The sequence below is a fragment of the Tsuneonella sp. HG222 genome (genome assembly GCF_053819185.1).
In genome coordinates, this window is record NZ_JBSOQZ010000008.1 from 1 (window position 1) to 322 (window position 322).

General features: G+C 64.9%; 1 protein-coding gene and 1 pseudogene. One reads left to right on the forward strand and one right to left on the reverse strand.

What is annotated here, in order from left to right; translation table 11 throughout:
• A partial coding sequence (locus ACWPMZ_RS16530) for a UDP binding domain-containing protein (RefSeq protein WP_455705189.1) occupies positions 1-169 on the forward strand: 169 nt, incomplete at its 5' end.
• 3 nt (positions 170-172) lie between these two features.
• On the opposite strand, the pseudogene ACWPMZ_RS16535 reads toward ACWPMZ_RS16530, so the two are convergent.
• Positions 173-322: pseudogene (locus ACWPMZ_RS16535) on the reverse strand (UDP-N-acetyl-D-mannosamine dehydrogenase); the annotation flags it as partial.

The window sequence follows — 322 nt, forward strand, 5'->3', positions numbered from 1 at the left end:
GGCGGACGCGATCGCCATCGTCACCGAGTGGGACGCTTTCCGCGCGCTCGACTTGAAGCGCGTCAAGCAACTCGCCAAGGCGCCGGTTCTGGTCGATCTGAGGAACATCTACCGGCCCGAGGACATGCGCGAGGCCGGCTTCACCTATTACAGTATCGGACGAAGCTAGGCGCTAACCGGCCTTGCGCAGTTCCTGGGGTTCGGCCGCCGGAACGGGTTGGTCCGGCCAGATGCCGCGCGTGTCATAGACGACCTTGTGGGCCCGCTCCGCCAGCGGGACCGAACGGAAGACGTAGTGGTCGACGAGGACGATCATGACGTC